Raw genomic sequence first — 13,853 nt, 5'->3', positions numbered from 1 at the left:
GCGGATCACCCCGCGGCGCACGTTCCTTCCCCATCCGCGCCTAGGCGGCGCTGGCGGTGCTCTCGGCCTTCAGCGTATCCAGCTGGGTGGGCGAGAGGCGAAATACCCCGCGCCCGCCCGAGAAGGCCTGATAGCAGTCGCCGGCCTTGTCACTCAGGAGGTTGAACCAGTCCTGGGGCGTCAGGCCATTGGGCCGCTCGCTGATTTCCACCACCGTGCCATTGGGGGCAAAGCGGGCGTGGATCATCACGGTATCGGTGCTCATCGTGGTCTCCCTGGCGCTAGGAATCGAAGCCCAGCAGTTCGATCTTGATGTTCTCGGTGCCCAGCACCTTGGCCTGGCACGCGAGGCGCGACTTGGAGCCGACGCCGACGACGGCATCGAGCTTCTCATTCTCCTCGCGGGCGATCTTGGACACGCCCTTGCGGCCTTCCAGCAGGAAGATGTGGCAGGTGCCGCAGGAGGCGTTGCCGTCGCACTTGTGGCTCAGCGTCTCATCGGCGCTGAGGATGGCGGCCAGCAGGGTCATCCCCTCGGACGCTTCAATGGTCTTGCCCGATGGCATGATCGTCACCGTCGTCATCTCACAACTCCCTTTTAGTGCTCTTCGAGAACGGGTTTGCGCCTGCGCCTAATAGATGGCGGCACCGGCGCCCACATTGATGGAGGCGTCCTTCATCGTGCCGACGATGAAGGCGATCTGGTCCTCGCTCAGGTGGGTATGGAACGGCAGCGCCACGGCGCGATCGGCCACCTTCTCGGTGACCAGGTAATCGCCGCGGCGATAGCCGAGATCGAAATAGTGCCGTTGCAGGTGCAGGGGGTGGCAGTAGGCCGCCGCCTCCACCGCTTCGACCCGCAGATCCTCGACGATGGCGTCGCGGCTGGAGCGGGAGAAGCGGTTGCCCAGATGCACCAGATAGAGGAACCAGTTTATCTCGGTGACATCCTGCCCGATGTAGGGATCCTTGATGCCCTCGAACGACTGCACATGCTTGTAATAGAGATGCTCCACAAGCCGGCGGCGCTCCAGGATCTCGTCGAGGCGGTTGAGCTGCGCCAGCCCCAGCGCGGCGGCTAGATCGCTGATGCCGGCCTGATGCGCCGGGCTGCCGCTGACCACCACCGAGGCGCGCTCGTCCAGGCGGTGGGAGCGATGGCGGCGCAGCGCCACGGCGACATCGATATCGTCGGTGACCACCATGCCGCCTTCGCCGCAGGTGAGGGTGCCGGGCTGGGAAAAGTCGAACACCGCCGCATCGCCGAAGGTGCCGACGCAGGCGCCCTGATATTTCGAGCCGATGGCCTCGGTGGAATCCTCCAGCAGCAGCAGGCCGCGCTCGGTGGCCAGCGCCCGCAGCCGGTCCCAGGGGGCCGGATGGCCGTTGGGATTGCCGGCGACGATGGCGCGGGTCTTGTCGGTGATCCGCGGCGCCACCTTTTCCGGCACCATGGTTCCGGACCAATAGTCGATCTCGGCGAATACCGGCCGGGCGCCGCTCAGGGCGATGGCGTGGGCGGTCTCGCGGAACGAGTAAGGCGAGGCGATCACCTCGTCTCCCGGCCCGATGCCATAGGCCTTCAGCATCAGCAGCAGCCCCAGCGTCCCGCTGGGCACCGCCACCGCATAGGCCCGCCCGAGATAAGCGGCGAACGCGCTCTCGAATGCCACCATCTGCGAACCGCTGGAGACCCGGGGCGAGCGCATTACCGCGTCCACCGCCTCGATCTCGGCCAGGGTGATGTCGGGGTCCGACAGGAAGATGAAGCCGTCCTCCTCGCTGCCGTCGGCGGCGGGAATGGTGGTGTCTTCGAACTCCTGTACCAGCGCCGGTTCGGTCATGGCAGGGCCTTGCGTTGGGCCAGCACGATGCCGGTGGCGCGGGCGGGGTCCTCGGTGAGCTGGACACAATGGTCGGCCGCATCCAGCAGGTGCAGGTCGAAGCCGGGATAGGTGCGGAACGGCGCCTCGGCGACGTCGGAGGCGTCGCATTTGGTCCAGGACAGATGCGGAAACTGCCGGCGCAGATCCCCCAGGACCGACCCGTCCACGGCGCTGGCAGACAGTATCTGGTCGATGACGGTCAATTCTTCCGCAGCCAATCCCATGGCATCACCTTGTGACGGAGGGGCGTTGTTTAGACCGATGCAAGACTATTGCCAGAAGGCCCTGTCGGGGTCGGAATTCAGCAATTCCAACAGGCCGGGCAGACGCGGGTGCAGGCTATGCAACGCCCATGCGCCGGTGGCATGGTCCTTTCGGAACAATTGCCACACAGCGGCGGCGGGGTCGTGCAGCAGCAGGGCCACGTCCACGATCCCGCCCTCGGGATCGATGTTGCGCGAGCAGCAGGGACTGGCGATGGCATAGCCGCCGCTCACCGGGCTCACCGTGGGCGAGACGTAGCGATAGCGTTTGCGCGCCCCCAACGCGCGCTCGATCCGCTTGCGGTCGAGGTCATTGGGGTGGGCCGCGCGCGGCGGCGCGTTGGCGGGGAGGGGATCCATCGCACCGGCCCGGCCGTTAGAGCGGAAGAATTTCTTCTTCCAGGCAGCCCACCACCAGATGGGGGGCGAACTCCACCAGATAAATGGGCATGTTCGCCTCAGTGTGTGTCCCGACCTGGACAATCTCCCCACTGTCGCCCACCGCCACCAGGCGCGCATCCTGTTCGGTGTCGGGAAACGTACCGTCATTGTGCAGGTCCACCAGGGCCTTCACTTTCTGGCCCCATTGGAATTTGGGCAGCCTTGGCTCAATCACGGCGCAGCTCCTGTGTGGGGAAGGACGGCAGGGGAATGTCCATCTCGTCACGCGACACCACCGGGTCCAGCTCCTTGCGCTTCATGCCGACCCGGTTGCCGCTTTCCATGAATTCGACGCCATAGATGTAGAATTGCTGTAGGAAGGTGCCGATGCTGACGACGTAACCTTCCTCGCCTTTCTTGGCGAGAACGTCGCCGATCTCCTTGCCGGCATAGGTGCCGTCATTGCGGATGGTGCGCTTGCATCGCACCTTCTCGCCGAAATTGAAGGTGGGGGGCGCCGAGATCTCCACCACGTCGCTGTCGCGGACGATGTTGCTCATCTAAGGTCTCCCTGTGGACTGCAAAGGGGTGCCGGTGAGGCGGGTGCGCGCCATGTCCTGGACCAGGGCATCGGCGTCCTGCGCCAGATCCGCCAGATCGGACAAAGCGATGCGTGCGGCCACCTCATAGCGCACCCGCCAATCCGGATCGGCGCGCAGGCGGTTGAGCAGATCCGGCGCCAGCCGGCGGGCCACGTCGAGGCGTACCGCCGCGTCCTTGTCTTCTCCCATGCGCAGCAGCCAGTTGGCCGGGATGCGCTGGGCCACCACGCGCCGGACCTCAGGTTCGGGGTCGTCCACCAGACGCGCCAGCAGCGGCGGGGCCACGCGACGGGCAATGACCAGGCGGACGTAATAGTCGCTATCGGCCATCATCGGGATGAGTTCGGCATCGTCCAGCAGCGAGACGATGCGGATGCGCACCTCCCGGTGCGGATCGGTGCGCAGCCGCAGGATCAATCGCTTGGGAAGCCGCCGCGCCGCGTTCCAGCGCACGGTCTCTTCCGGATCGTCCAGCAGCGGCGGCAGCACGAACGGGCTGGCGTGCTTGGCGGCGATCGCCCGCACCTCGAAATGGGGATGGCCCACATAGCCATTGGCCAGATGCGGGTTCCAATTGAAAAAGCGATCAATGCGGCGGGCATAGCGATCATGCACGCAGGCGTGCTTCAATCGGCACAGGCCCTGCTTCAGCAGCAGCCGGTGGTCGCAGCCGCCGCAATCGATGTCGCGGCCCTGCCAGTCGCAGGCTTCGTCAATGTCATCCATCATCGTCCTGCCCCACCCGTTCGAGCACATCGAGCAGGACTTTCGCGCCGATCTTGTCGGTGGGGTCCAGCTGCAACAGCTTGGTGACGGCGGCGCGGCCCTCGTCCAGATCGCCGAGGCGCATCTGCAGATAGGCATAGCCCTTCAGGCTGAAGAGATAAAAGCGCGGCAGCAGGGTGTCATAGCGGCCGAAGGGGGCATCGTCCGCCGCCACATCCTGCCAGTTGGCGGCCAGGCGGTTCTCCCGCGCGGCCTTTGCGAGGCATTGCTTTGCCATGTCCAGCGCCTCCGGCAGGCGTCCCTTGTAGAAATAGAACCGATAGAAGCCGATCAGCACCGCCGCATGTCCCGGCGCCAACGCCAGGGCTTGGCGCAGGTGATCTTCGGCCTGGGCGTCCAGATGGTAGGACAGACCCGCCCGGCGCAGATGGTCCTCCGCCGCTGGCGGAAGCCCCCCACCGAGGAGGGCTTCCGCCAGGAGGGCATCGTCCAGGCCGCCCTGGGGCGGCGCGTGGCGGGCAGTGTCCATGGGCCTGTGGCCTTCCTAAGGTCTCAGCTGTGGCTGTGGGAACTGCAGGTGGTGGCCTTGGGATCGCGGAACACCAGGCCGGTCTGGGCCGCGGTGTCGGCGAAATCGATGGTCACGCCGTCCAGCAGCAGCCGGCTTTCCGCCGGCAGAAACAGCTTCAGGCCGTTGTGCTCCACCACCGCATCCCCGCTCACCGGGGTGCGGGTGACGGAGATATCGGCCGAGAGGCCGGAGCAGCCGCCGGGCGACACCGCCAGCCGAAATCCGCTGGTGGCGTCCCCATCGCTCCGGATCATGAAGCGGATGAATTTTTCCGCCGCAGGGGTGATCGCGAAATTCATCGGGCGTCTCCTCAGGCGCTGGGCTGATAGCGGGGGAAGGCATTGTCGATGACGCAGGTGTCATCCACCGGGCACACCGCCGCGCATTGCGGGCTGTCGAAATGGCCGATGCATTCGGTGCATTTCTTGGGGTCGATGACGAAGGTGCCGTTCTTTTCGAGGATCGCGACGTTCGGGCATTCCGGCTCGCAGGCCGAACAGCTCGTGCATTGCGAGGCAATGATCTTCAGGGTCATGGCGGGTCTCTCTGGGATGATGTGTGGGGGTCAGGCGGCGGAGATCAGCGCGCCCTGGCGGATCTCGGCGTCGCCGCGTTCCACATGTTCGATTTCGCCGCTGTTCACCTTGTCCAGATAGGCCTTGAACCAGGCGATGGCGGACTTCTCGATGAACTCGTGGGCATATTGATCCACCGGATCGATGCCCGCCTTCTGCAGGTCGCCCTTGGGGCAGCCGCCGATCTTGGCCACGAACACCGCATGGCAATCGTTGATGGCGCGGATCACGGTTTCCAGATTGTCCTCGTCGCCGAAGCCGCCCTGGCAGTAGAGATCCACCCGGCGATGGCCGACGAACTTCGCGCCCGCCGTGGAGAGTTCGTAGACCTGGAATTCCTTGGCGTGGCCGAAGTGCTCGTTGATGAGGCCGGAGCCCTTGGTGGCCACCGCCACCAGCAGCTTGATGTCGCTCATCTCGCCGGCCAGGGTGGAGAGTTCCTCCTGCTTGGCCACGACCTTGGCGACGCGCTCTTCTTCCACCTTGGCCTGGTAGGCCTTGCGGGTATCGAGGTCGTAATTGACCTCCATGGTCATGATCTTGTCGGTGGTGAATTCGGCGCTGCGATCCTCGCCCAGCAGCCCCACCGCATCGGCGCGGCACTGGCGGCAATGGCGCATCATGTTCATCTCGCCCTCGCAGCTGTCCTGCAGGGCTTTCAGTTCCTGAGCGGTGGGCCCGCGCTGGCCGGTGAGGCCGAACACCGTGCCGTGCTCGGGGGCGGAGATCAGCGGCATGATGTTGTGCAGGAACGCCCCGCGCGACTTCACCGCCTTGTTCACTTCCACCAGATGCTTGTCGTTGATGCCGGGGATCATCACCGAATTGATCTTGGCCAGGATGCCACGCTCAGTGAGCATTTCCAGGCCCAGCAACTGGCGATCCGTGAGCAGCTTGGCCGCTTCCACGCCGGTGTAGCGCTTGTGCTTCCAGAACACCCACGGATAGATCTTGGCGCCGATCTCCGGGTCCACCATGTTGATGGTGATGGTGACGTGATCCACATTGAAGCCGGCGATGGTGTCCACATGGTCCGGCAAGGTGAGGCCGTTGGTGGACAGGCAGAGCTTGATGTCCGGCGCGGTCTTGGCGATCAGCTCGAAGGTCTTGAAGGTCTTTTCCGGATTGGCCAGCGGGTCGCCGGGACCGGCGATGCCGAGCACGGTCATCTGCGGAATGGTGGAGGCCACCGCCAGCACCTTCTTGGCGGCCTGCTCGGGGGTCAGCTTCTCGCTGACCACGCCGGGGCGGCTCTCATTGGCGCAGTCGTATTTGCGATTGCAGTAATTGCACTGGATGTTGCAGGCCGGCGCCACGGCCACATGCATGCGGGCATAATGGTGGTGGGCTTCCTCGCTGTAGCAGGGGTGGTTCTTCACCTTTTCCCAGATTTCGGTGGGCAGGTCGTTCTGCCCGGCGGCGGAACCGCAGCTCGCCTTGCCGCTGCCGCCGGAAGTGCCGCAGCCCTTGTGCTCGGCAATGGCCTGCATGACGTCACTGACAACCGCGCCGCTTTGGGCCGCGCCGGCTTCGTGCTGTGCTGATGCGTGCATGTCCGTTCCTCGCTGATGGCCTAGATGTCACGTGTCCTGGCAAAGGACGGAGCAACAGCCGTGCCATCGTCGAAAAGGACGCCGTTTTCCTTCTGGGATAAGGGGTTTGTGGCTATTTCCCAGCTGTCGCTTTGCCAACACAGTGCGACGAGGTCTCTCGCCCATGTTGGAAAGATTACAGATCGGAACGCGGGTGTGGGATGGAGCGGATCCGACAGGCTTGAAACCATAGATGTCGGAGCCTGGACATGATTATCCCCGGAACGCGGGTGCGTCCGGGGATAGGAATCGCAGAGATGAGCGCACGCTCAGTTGCAGAGGATCTCGATGGCGCGGGCGAGGGGAATGGCCAGAGGGTTGAGGCCCTGGGCGATGAAGAAGCGCAATTCGTTCTTCGACAGCGTATCCGGCTCCACGATCACATGGTGCGGGGCGCCGGAGCGCTTGGAGACCTGCCGGGCGTAGGTGCGCAGCAACTGGTCGTTGAACCGGCAGCCGATGAACAGGAAGGTGCGCTCGGTGCGCCGGTCCTTCACCACGTCGGGAATCGGCGTCTGGATATCGATCTCGGTCAGAACTTCCACATAATCCGCGTCGGAAATGAGGAAGTTCTTGGCCGGCACCACGCTGCCGTGCGGCTTGTAGAGCAAGGTCGGCCAGGTGGCGGCGGTGGCGCGGTCGGACTCGGCGCCGGTGGCGTCGTAGAAGCGATACCAGCGGTCTTCGCCGATGCCGGCGCGGGTGATGCCCTGGACCTCGCCCCAGTCGTCGCGTCCGGCCAGAGCGGTGCGCATGGCGCCGTCATACCAGGCGTCCACGATCATCGGCAGGCGCAGGGTGGCGAGATAATGGTGCAGCGCCGTGGGTGCCACCGGGGCGGCGAAGGCCTCGCCCATGAGGGCGGTCACCGTGGAGCGATGCTTCATGCTCTCGATATGCTGGGCGGAGGCCCAGGCATTGCCCTTGGCGCGGCGGGGCAGCGCCACCTTGGTGGCGAAGAAGGCGGCCAGCGCTTCCGGGGCCATGGGCACGGCGGGTTCCGAGAGAGCCGCAACGCCCGGCCCCAGATAGGGCACCACCGACCCGGCGCGCAGCCGGGCGGCCAGGGCGGCCAGTTGCGCCTCGGCGTCGGGGGAATTGGCGAAATCCAGATGGGGGAATGGAGCATTCATGGGGGTCAGCCTTCCTCGGCTTCGCCGCGCTTGCGGGCGTTGACGGTGATGGGCAAGGTGGTGCCGACGGCCATCTCCGGCAGGTCGAGCACCCAGCCGTTGGCGATGCGGATCCAGCCGCCCCAAAGGGTCTCATGCTCGAACTCGACGATGGGCTCTTCCAAGTCCTTCTTGGGGACGTAGATGCACAGGCCCGTTTCCGGCGAACGGCGGATCATGATCTTCATGGGTACTACTCCGTAAGGGCAAGGTCTGCGCCGGGATGGCCTGCCGTTGGGTGTCCACGCGGGTGGGTCTCACGCGGCGGACATGGACCTGAGATCGGAAATGATGGCGGGGAGGATCTGGAGCACCTGATCCACCTCGTCCTCGCCATTGTCGCGGGAGAAGGACAGCCGGATCGCCCCGCGCAGGGCCTCCGCCGGCACCGCCATCGCCCGCAGCACATGGGACGGCTCCATGGAGCCGGAGGCGCAGGCCGAGCCGAGCGAGGCGGCAATGCCGGCACGGTTCATGCGATGGATCACCGCCTCGCCGTCGATCTGCTCGAAGGCGATGTTCGACGTATTCGGCAGCCGGTTCTGGGCGTCGCCCAAGACCCGGCATTGGCCCACCTGCTGCAGCACGCCCTGTTCCAGCCGGTTGCGCAGATCGCGCACCCGCGTGGTGGCGTCCGCCATCTGCGCGGCGGCCAGTTCGGCGGCCTTGCCCAGGCCGATGATGGCCGGAACATTCTCGGTGCCGCCGCGCCGCCGGCGCTCCTGCGGTCCGCCGCGGATCAGTGGCGCGAACGGCGTGCCCTTGCGCACATAGAGCGCACCGATGCCCTTCGGCCCGTGCAGCTTGTGTCCCGACAAGGACAGCATGTCGATTTGGGTGGCCTTCAGGTCGATGGCGATCTTGCCCACCGCCTGCACCGCGTCGGTGTGGAACAGCGCGCCGGCCGCATGGGCCATCTGCGCCAGCTCCGCCACCGGAAACAGCGTGCCGGTCTCGTTATTGGCCCACATGACGCTGGCCAGCGCCGTGCGTGGGCCCAGCGCCTGCTGGTAGGCCTCGACATCCAGCCGCCCGGTCGCATCCACGCCGATGCGATGGATGCGGGCGCGGCCGGTGGCCTCCAGATGCTCTGCCACCGAGAGGATGGCCGGATGCTCCACCGCGGTGGTGACGATCTCGTTTCGTCCCTCCTGGGTGGAAAGGGCGGAGAGCAGAGCGGTATTGTCGGCCTCGGTGCCGCCGGAGGTAAACACCACCTCATGGTCGAAGGCGGCGCCCAGCAGGGCTGCGAGGCTCTTGCGGGCGGCCTTCACCGCCTCCGCCACGTCACGCCCGAAGGCGTGGGTGGAGGAGGCGTTGCCGAACTGCTCGGTGAAGAAGGGCAACATGGCCGCGACCACGGCGGGGTCCGCGCGGGTCGTGGCATTGTTGTCGAGATAGATCGGCACGGAACGCCTCGCTCAATGCCGGGCCTTCGCCGCACCGGCCACGGGGATCAGGCGCACCATCTCGCCCAGCTTTTCGACGATGCGGGCCTGGATGCCTTCCAGCGTGGTGCTGGCCAGCTTGCAGAACACGCAGGCGCCGGTGAGGCGCACCATCACTTTGTTGCCGTCGATCTCCAGCAACTCGCAATCGCCGCCGTCCCGCTGCAGATTGGGGCGGACTTCTTCGATCGCCGCCTTGATGAGGCGCACGCGCTCGCTGTCGGCGGCGGGGGCGACGTCTGTGGTTTCGGTTTCGATCAGCATGACCTTGATGTCTCCAGATAAGGGGGCCGAAAGGTCAGCCGAAGGATTTGCCGCAGGAGCAGCTGGACTTGGCGTTGGGATTCTCGAAGGTGAAGCCCGAGCCTTCCAGCGCCACCACAAAGTCAATGGTGGTGCCGGCGAGATATTCGTGGCTCTGGTTGTCCACGAATACCTTGACGCCGTTGCGCTCGATCACGGTGTCGTCGGGGCCGGCTTCCTGCACCAGGCCCATCTGATATTTGTAGCCGGCGCATCCGCCGGCCTCCACCTGGATGCGCAGCCCGCTGGCGGGCTCGGCCGCCGAGGTCATCGCCGTGCGCACGGCGTTCACTGCGCTGTCGGTCAGATTGATCATGGTTGGCCCCTTGCTGCTTGGCGCTGGCTCTGGGCTTAAAACAGCAAGTCCCGTGCCATGGGCCAGGTGCTTGATGTTGCTGCGCTTCTTGTGTCGCGCCTGTGCCAATGGCGACGCATGTCCGATTTCCGACAGGGGCGGTTTGCGTCATCCCGCGAGCGCCGGGGCGGTGGGGGCGGCCAGATCGATGCCGCGGAAGATGGCGCAGCGCTCGAACACCGACAGCGAGGGTGGCACCTGCTTGTGGCGGCAATATTTGGCCACCAGCTTGGCCAGGCCCTTGATGTCGCGGCCGGTGGTGGTGGGGAAGGTCTCCACCAGCGCGTCCAGCAGCGCAGCGTCCGCCTCCAGGCCGAACTGCGCGGTCATCACCGTCCAGATCTTGCGCCGGGCGGCGCCGTCCGGGGCGTGGAACTTGATGAGGGCGATGCAGCGCGAGACGATGGCCTCGTCGATGTCGTCGATGCGGTTGGTGGTGAGGAACAACAGTCCGTTGAAATATTCCAGCACCCGCAGGAACACCCCCACCACCGCATTCATGGTGATGTCGTCATCCCGCCGCTTGATATAGACGTCCGCCTCGTCGATCAGCATCACCGCCCCCCAGCGCTGGGCGCGGGTGAGGGTGTCCTTCAGCGCACTTTCCATGGCGGCGGCATTCAGCCCCAGCTGGCCCGAATGCACCCGATAGAGCGGGCGCTGGATGATCTCCGCATAGACTTCGGCGGTGAGCGTCTTGCCCACCCCCGGCGGGCCGGCGCACAGCACGGTGGTGCCGCCAGACTTGCCGGCGACAATGTCGTCCATCAGCACGTCCATTTCGGCGGTGAGGATGTCGATGAGGTCGGTCTGTTCCTCCGGCAGCACCAGCTTCTGCTTCAGGTCCGGCCGGTAGGCGTAAGGGGCCATGTCCTCCACATGCACCCAGACATAATGGTGCAGATCCAGATGGAACATCAGCATGTAGGGATGCACCGGAATGCGCGAGAACACCCCGGCGGGGATCTCCGCCTTGGAGCGCTCCACCTCGTCTTCGGCATCGTAGAGATTGCTCTTGGCCGCCTTCTTCAGATAGGTGCCGAGAATGTCGCCGGGCACATCGAGCGTGAGGGCGCGGGCGGTGAGGATGCTCTCGTCATTCACCAGCCGGGCCGGGCCGCCGGAAGAAGACAGCACCACCACATCCTTGCGCGACCAGTCCATGTCGCGGTGGGAGGCGTTGGGGTCGTCGGTATAAAAGCCGGTGCCGGCGCCGGAGAATTGCGCCCCATAGCGTCCGCGCCAGTCGAAATAGCGCGCCTCGGTGGCCTCATAGGCGGCGATCAGCTCCGGGGTTTCCTTGACGAAGCCCTTGGTGGCGAAGATCTCCGCCACCGTCTTGCCGACGATGTCGCCCGCTGAGATGCGCAAGGTGGTGGAGGTGATGGCGCCCTTGGCATTGGCCTTCAATTCCACGAACAGACGGCCGGTCTCGTCATTGGAGGGCGGGGTATAGTCGAGGCGGGTCACCACGTAGGGCAGGGGCCGGCTGGCGACACTGGCGGTGAACATCCAGCCATTGATGGCGTCGGCTACCAGATAGCGGGCCATGGCCGGCAGGACAGACTCCAGATCCTGCGCGGCAAAGCGGACACTTTTGTCGCTGAACGCCCGCTGCAATGTCGCAATCTGTGCCGAGCGGGTCTGCATGTGCGGGCCGGCGGCGCGGTAGAGATCCAGCAGGTGGTCGAGTTCGGCCTGCGAGAGGGCGGTGAAGGCCACCTCCGCCTTGTCGCCGAAGCGCAACTGATCCTGCAGCGGCGCGAGAGCGGGAAAGCTGGTGACCATCGCCTCCAGAAACGGGCGTTCAATCTGAAGCTTCATGGCGGATGCGTCCCTGGCCGGATCGTGGCGGGTTCGCCAAGGTCGGCATGCACGCATCGCGCCACAGGCGTCGCCGTTGCCGCTAGGCTCCCGTCGGCTGGAGCGCGGCCGCAACCGCCGTATCCAACGGCGTACGCGGCTCCGCCCCCAGCAGGGCCACCAAGCGGCGGTTATCCAGCCGCACCGGATGGCGCCAGAGCGGACGCACCTCCATCACCTCCCGCGGGAACCCGCCGAACGGGGCCAGCAGCCGCATCAGCCACCAGGGGAAGGACTTGAGCGGCAAGGCCGGCTTGCCCACCACGCGGCGGATCGCCTGCGCCATGCCGGTGCCGTCCGCATCCCAGATGCCCTCGAACTGCACCCGCTCGGCGGGCAGAAGGTCGGGCATCTCGATCAGCCGGGTCATGGTCTCCGCCAGATCCGGCACATAGGCCCAGCTATGGCCGATGCCGGGCCGGCCGGGATTGAGCATGCGGGTGAGCGGCGGCTTGGCCAGGGCCTGCGCGAACCAGCTCTGGGACACGCCAGGCCCGAAGAAGTCGCCGGCCCGCACGATCAGGCTTTTGACCTCGGGGGCGGCAGCGTCCAGCCGACGCTCCATCTCCACCCGGATCACGCCCTTGGCGCCGACCGCGTGCTGGGGTGTGGCGGCGTCAATGAGCGGCGTACGGGCCACATCGAAATTGTAGATGGTGCCGGGCAGCACCACCCGCGCCCCGGTGGCGCGCGCGGCGGCGATGCTATTGTCCAGCATGGGCAGCACCAGACGGCCCCAGTCGCGATAGCCGGGCGGGTTGACCCCGTGGAAGATGACGGAGCACCCCTGCGCCGCCCGCATCACGTCTTCCCGCCGCATGGCGTCCCCTTGCAGCCATTGCGGTGCCGCGGCGTCGGTCCAGGCGCGGCGGGCGGCATCGGGGTTGCGGACCAGGGCCCGCACCCGCCAGCCGCGCCGCAGCATCACTTTGGCGAGTGCGCCGCCGATGCCGCCGGTGGCGCCGAGGATCAGGATGTCTTTCGTGGCGGGTGCGGTTTGGGTGTGTTGAGCGGCTTCGGTCATGGGTGCCTCCTGGGAACGCCCCTTGTCCGCTGAATCCGGATCATCGAGAATTGACGAAATGAGCTGACTGGCTCATTGAAAAATGATGAGCAGACCGGATCTCAACTGGGACGACCAGCGCGCCTTTCTGGCGGTGATCGACGACGGTAGCCTGTCGGCGGCGGCGCGGCGCCTGGGCCTGACGCAGCCCACGGTGCGCCATCGCATCGAGGCGTTGGAGCGGGCGCTGGGCACGCCGCTGTTTTCCCGCGCGGTCAACGGCCTCGTGCCCACCGAGGAGGCGCGGGCGCTCGCCGCCCATGTGCGGCGCATGGAACTGGCCTCCGAGGCCTTCCGGCGGGCGGGATCGGCCCCGGCGGGGCGGGTGGCCGGGACCGTGCGCATCAGCGTGTCGGAATTCATCGGCATCGAGGTGCTGCCGCGGATGCTGGCGCCGCTGCGGGCGCAGCATCCGGCGCTGGACCTGGAACTGGTGCTCAGCAATGCCAGCGCCGACATCCTGCATCAGGAGGCGGACATCGCCATCCGCATGCATCCGCCCCGGCAGGATGCGCTGATCGCCCGCCATCTGGGGCGCATTCCGCTGGGCTTCTTCGCCGCGCCGGACTATGTGGCCCGCCATGGTCGCCCCGAGACCCTGGCGGATCTGGCAGGCCACCCCTTGATCGGCCCCGACCGGGCGGCGGGGGATCTGGCGCTGGTGGGCGCGCTGGGGGCGCAGGCGGGCGTGCCGCTGCACTTCGCCATCCGCACCGACACCCATCCGGCGCAACTGGCGGCGGCGCGGGCCGGGCTGGGCATCGCCGTGGTGCAGGTGCCCATCGGCGAACGCGATCTGGTGCGGCTGCTGCCGGATCTGGTGGTGCACTGGCTGGAGGTGTGGATCGTCGCCCATGAGGATCTGCGCCGCAGCACCCGCATCGACCGGGTGTTCCAGCATCTGGCGGACGCCTTCGCGCGGTTCTGCGTCTAGCCCTGCGCGCCGGACGCCAGGTGCGAAGCAAACCGGACACTTTTGTCGGAATGGGCCGACATCCGTGGGATTTTCTGTGATCGACAACGGTATAGCCGGAGTGCGGCGGGCGGCAGGCT

General features: G+C 66.2%; 20 protein-coding genes. 1 reads left to right on the top strand and 19 read right to left on the bottom strand.

Annotated elements, in window-relative coordinates:
- Positions 1-40: 40 nt before the first annotated feature.
- From AAG816_RS25025 to AAG816_RS24935, 19 genes are all read right to left on the bottom strand, one after another.
- Positions 41-265 carry a hypothetical protein gene (locus tag AAG816_RS25025; protein ID WP_341992432.1) on the bottom strand — a complete coding sequence of 75 codons (225 nt, stop codon included), beginning with the start codon at positions 263-265 and terminating at the stop codon, positions 41-43.
- A 16-nt stretch (positions 266-281) separates the two neighbouring features.
- Positions 282-584 carry a 2Fe-2S iron-sulfur cluster-binding protein gene (locus tag AAG816_RS25020; RefSeq protein ID WP_341992431.1) on the bottom strand — a complete coding sequence of 101 codons (303 nt, stop codon included), beginning with the start codon at positions 582-584 and terminating at the stop codon, positions 282-284.
- A gap of 48 nt (positions 585-632) precedes the next feature.
- The gene (locus AAG816_RS25015; RefSeq protein ID WP_341992430.1) at positions 633-1,844 is read right to left on the bottom strand and encodes a DegT/DnrJ/EryC1/StrS family aminotransferase; all 1,212 of its coding nucleotides are present in this window, start codon (positions 1,842-1,844) and stop codon (positions 633-635) included.
- Positions 1,841-2,110, bottom strand: coding sequence for a DUF6129 family protein (locus tag AAG816_RS25010; protein ID WP_341992429.1), 270 nt, complete (start codon positions 2,108-2,110; stop codon positions 1,841-1,843). Before AAG816_RS25010 ends, AAG816_RS25015 begins: the two co-directional genes overlap by 4 nt.
- Positions 2,111-2,155: 45 nt before the next feature.
- Entirely contained in the window at positions 2,156-2,509 is a 354-nt protein-coding gene (locus AAG816_RS25005) for a hypothetical protein (RefSeq protein WP_341992428.1), read from the bottom strand.
- A gap of 16 nt (positions 2,510-2,525) precedes the next feature.
- Positions 2,526-2,765, bottom strand: a complete 240-nt coding sequence (locus tag AAG816_RS25000; RefSeq protein WP_341992427.1) for a nitrogen fixation protein NifZ — start codon at positions 2,763-2,765, stop codon at positions 2,526-2,528.
- Entirely contained in the window at positions 2,758-3,090 is a 333-nt protein-coding gene (locus AAG816_RS24995; protein ID WP_341992426.1) for a nitrogen fixation protein NifZ, read from the bottom strand. The genes AAG816_RS25000 and AAG816_RS24995 overlap by 8 nt, the downstream gene beginning before the upstream one ends.
- Positions 3,091-3,861 (bottom strand): 4Fe4S-binding leucine-rich repeat protein, encoded by a 771-nt coding sequence (locus AAG816_RS24990; RefSeq protein WP_341992425.1) that lies wholly within the window; start codon positions 3,859-3,861, stop codon positions 3,091-3,093. It abuts the gene before it with no gap.
- Positions 3,851-4,387, bottom strand: coding sequence for a hypothetical protein (locus AAG816_RS24985; protein WP_341992424.1), 537 nt, complete (start codon positions 4,385-4,387; stop codon positions 3,851-3,853). Before AAG816_RS24985 ends, AAG816_RS24990 begins: the two co-directional genes overlap by 11 nt.
- Before the next feature lie 23 nt (positions 4,388-4,410).
- Positions 4,411-4,728: an iron-sulfur cluster assembly accessory protein gene (locus AAG816_RS24980; protein WP_341992423.1), complete on the bottom strand. Its 318-nt coding sequence runs from the start codon at positions 4,726-4,728 to the stop codon at positions 4,411-4,413.
- A gap of 11 nt (positions 4,729-4,739) precedes the next feature.
- Positions 4,740-4,964, bottom strand: a complete 225-nt coding sequence (locus AAG816_RS24975) for a 4Fe-4S binding protein (protein ID WP_341992422.1) — start codon at positions 4,962-4,964, stop codon at positions 4,740-4,742.
- Between the two features lie 30 nt (positions 4,965-4,994).
- A complete protein-coding gene (gene nifB, locus AAG816_RS24970; RefSeq protein WP_341992421.1) occupies positions 4,995-6,557 on the bottom strand; it encodes a nitrogenase cofactor biosynthesis protein NifB in 1,563 nt (520 codons plus the stop codon).
- A gap of 308 nt (positions 6,558-6,865) precedes the next feature.
- Complete coding sequence (locus tag AAG816_RS24965) at positions 6,866-7,729, bottom strand: SIR2 family protein (RefSeq protein WP_341992420.1); 864 nt, start codon at positions 7,727-7,729, stop codon at positions 6,866-6,868.
- A gap of 5 nt (positions 7,730-7,734) precedes the next feature.
- Positions 7,735-7,956, bottom strand: a complete 222-nt coding sequence (gene nifT, locus AAG816_RS24960; protein ID WP_341992419.1) for a putative nitrogen fixation protein NifT — start codon at positions 7,954-7,956, stop codon at positions 7,735-7,737.
- Positions 7,957-8,025: 69 nt separating this feature from the next.
- Complete coding sequence (nifS, locus tag AAG816_RS24955; RefSeq protein ID WP_341992418.1) at positions 8,026-9,177, bottom strand: cysteine desulfurase NifS; 1,152 nt, start codon at positions 9,175-9,177, stop codon at positions 8,026-8,028.
- A gap of 12 nt (positions 9,178-9,189) precedes the next feature.
- Positions 9,190-9,480, bottom strand: a complete 291-nt coding sequence (locus AAG816_RS24950) for a NifU family protein (RefSeq protein WP_341992417.1) — start codon at positions 9,478-9,480, stop codon at positions 9,190-9,192.
- A 34-nt stretch (positions 9,481-9,514) separates the two neighbouring features.
- Positions 9,515-9,835, bottom strand: coding sequence for an iron-sulfur cluster assembly accessory protein (locus AAG816_RS24945; RefSeq protein ID WP_341992416.1), 321 nt, complete (start codon positions 9,833-9,835; stop codon positions 9,515-9,517).
- 147 nt (positions 9,836-9,982) lie between these two features.
- Positions 9,983-11,698, bottom strand: a complete 1,716-nt coding sequence (locus AAG816_RS24940) for an ATP-binding protein (protein WP_341992415.1) — start codon at positions 11,696-11,698, stop codon at positions 9,983-9,985.
- Between the two features lie 82 nt (positions 11,699-11,780).
- The gene (locus AAG816_RS24935) at positions 11,781-12,761 is read right to left on the bottom strand and encodes an NAD(P)H-binding protein (protein WP_341992414.1); all 981 of its coding nucleotides are present in this window, start codon (positions 12,759-12,761) and stop codon (positions 11,781-11,783) included.
- 82 nt (positions 12,762-12,843) lie between these two features.
- Between AAG816_RS24935 and AAG816_RS24930 the strand changes: the two genes are divergently transcribed.
- Positions 12,844-13,734, top strand: coding sequence for a LysR family transcriptional regulator (locus AAG816_RS24930; protein ID WP_341992413.1), 891 nt, complete (start codon positions 12,844-12,846; stop codon positions 13,732-13,734).
- The last annotated feature ends 119 nt before the right edge of the window (positions 13,735-13,853 follow it).

Source organism: Azorhizobium sp. AG788, assembly GCF_943371865.1.
Taxonomy (GTDB): domain Bacteria; phylum Pseudomonadota; class Alphaproteobacteria; order Rhizobiales; family Xanthobacteraceae; genus Azorhizobium.
Note: the sequence above shows the minus strand (reverse complement) of the source record. Positions and strands in the feature narration are given on the sequence as shown.

Coding starts and splice junctions, on each gene's coding strand:
- nifT (WP_341992419.1), bottom strand. CDS start 7,956: ATGAAGATCATGATCCGCCGTTCGCCGGAAACGGGCCTGTGCATCTAC.
- AAG816_RS25010 (WP_341992429.1), bottom strand. CDS start 2,110: ATGGGATTGGCTGCGGAAGAATTGACCGTCATCGACCAGATACTGTCT.
- AAG816_RS24975 (WP_341992422.1), bottom strand. CDS start 4,964: ATGACCCTGAAGATCATTGCCTCGCAATGCACGAGCTGTTCGGCCTGC.
- AAG816_RS24990 (WP_341992425.1), bottom strand. CDS start 3,861: ATGATGGATGACATTGACGAAGCCTGCGACTGGCAGGGCCGCGACATC.
- AAG816_RS24935 (WP_341992414.1), bottom strand. CDS start 12,761: ATGACCGAAGCCGCTCAACACACCCAAACCGCACCCGCCACGAAAGAC.
- AAG816_RS24930 (WP_341992413.1), top strand. CDS start 12,844: ATGATGAGCAGACCGGATCTCAACTGGGACGACCAGCGCGCCTTTCTG.
- AAG816_RS24985 (WP_341992424.1), bottom strand. CDS start 4,387: ATGGACACTGCCCGCCACGCGCCGCCCCAGGGCGGCCTGGACGATGCC.
- AAG816_RS24940 (WP_341992415.1), bottom strand. CDS start 11,698: ATGAAGCTTCAGATTGAACGCCCGTTTCTGGAGGCGATGGTCACCAGC.
- AAG816_RS24965 (WP_341992420.1), bottom strand. CDS start 7,729: ATGAATGCTCCATTCCCCCATCTGGATTTCGCCAATTCCCCCGACGCC.
- AAG816_RS25025 (WP_341992432.1), bottom strand. CDS start 265: ATGAGCACCGATACCGTGATGATCCACGCCCGCTTTGCCCCCAATGGC.
- AAG816_RS24945 (WP_341992416.1), bottom strand. CDS start 9,835: ATGATCAATCTGACCGACAGCGCAGTGAACGCCGTGCGCACGGCGATG.
- AAG816_RS25015 (WP_341992430.1), bottom strand. CDS start 1,844: ATGACCGAACCGGCGCTGGTACAGGAGTTCGAAGACACCACCATTCCC.
- AAG816_RS24950 (WP_341992417.1), bottom strand. CDS start 9,480: ATGCTGATCGAAACCGAAACCACAGACGTCGCCCCCGCCGCCGACAGC.
- AAG816_RS24980 (WP_341992423.1), bottom strand. CDS start 4,728: ATGAATTTCGCGATCACCCCTGCGGCGGAAAAATTCATCCGCTTCATG.
- nifB (WP_341992421.1), bottom strand. CDS start 6,557: ATGCACGCATCAGCACAGCACGAAGCCGGCGCGGCCCAAAGCGGCGCG.
- AAG816_RS24995 (WP_341992426.1), bottom strand. CDS start 3,090: ATGAGCAACATCGTCCGCGACAGCGACGTGGTGGAGATCTCGGCGCCC.
- AAG816_RS25020 (WP_341992431.1), bottom strand. CDS start 584: ATGACGACGGTGACGATCATGCCATCGGGCAAGACCATTGAAGCGTCC.
- AAG816_RS25005 (WP_341992428.1), bottom strand. CDS start 2,509: ATGGATCCCCTCCCCGCCAACGCGCCGCCGCGCGCGGCCCACCCCAAT.